The 472-nt window shown below is 73.9% G+C and carries 2 protein-coding genes; one reads left to right on the top strand and one right to left on the bottom strand.

Features of this window, described 5'->3' with window-relative positions:
* On the top strand, nucleotides 1–291 hold a 291-nt coding region (locus ACLD7X_RS18735; protein WP_411425188.1), incomplete at its 5' end, for a DCC1-like thiol-disulfide oxidoreductase family protein.
* Here the strand turns inward: ACLD7X_RS18735 and ACLD7X_RS18730 are convergent.
* Nucleotides 275–472, bottom strand: a 198-nt coding sequence (locus ACLD7X_RS18730; RefSeq protein ID WP_411425187.1) for a diacylglycerol kinase, incomplete at its 5' end; no start/stop codon positions are given. The genes ACLD7X_RS18735 and ACLD7X_RS18730 overlap by 17 nt on opposite strands.

Genomic DNA, 472 nt, shown 5'->3' with positions numbered 1-472 from the left:
CGCGCGCTGGCGCAGGGGCTGCCGATCCGCTTCGACACGCTGGACCGCGCGCAGGACTGGGGGCTTGATCCCGACGCGGCGGCACGGCGGCTGCACGTCTGGCACCGGGGCGAAATCCTGTCGGGCCTGCCCGCGTTCCGCGCGCTGTGGGCCGCCATGCCGGGGATGCGCTGGGCCGCGCAGGTCACCGGCCTGCCGGTGATCCGGCCCGCCGCGACCTTCCTCTATGACCGCGTCGCGGCTCCCTTGCTCTATGCCGCGCACCGTCGCCGCGTCAGCCGGTCAGGATGACCACCCAGGCCAGGCCGCCCGCCAGCGCCGTCACCGCCACGGCGGCCGACCCCATGTCCTTGGCCCGCTTGGCGCGCGGGTCGCGGTCGGTGCTGATGTAGTCCACCACCTCCTCGATGGCGCTGTTGACCAGCTCCGCCACCAGGATCAGCATCCCCAGCGCCAGGATCAGCGCCCGTTC

This window comes from Aphanothece microscopica RSMan92 (assembly GCF_046613545.2).
Classification (GTDB): Bacteria; Cyanobacteriota; Cyanobacteriia; order PCC-6307; family Cyanobiaceae; genus NIES-981.
Note: the sequence above shows the minus strand (reverse complement) of the source record. Positions and strands in the feature narration are given on the sequence as shown.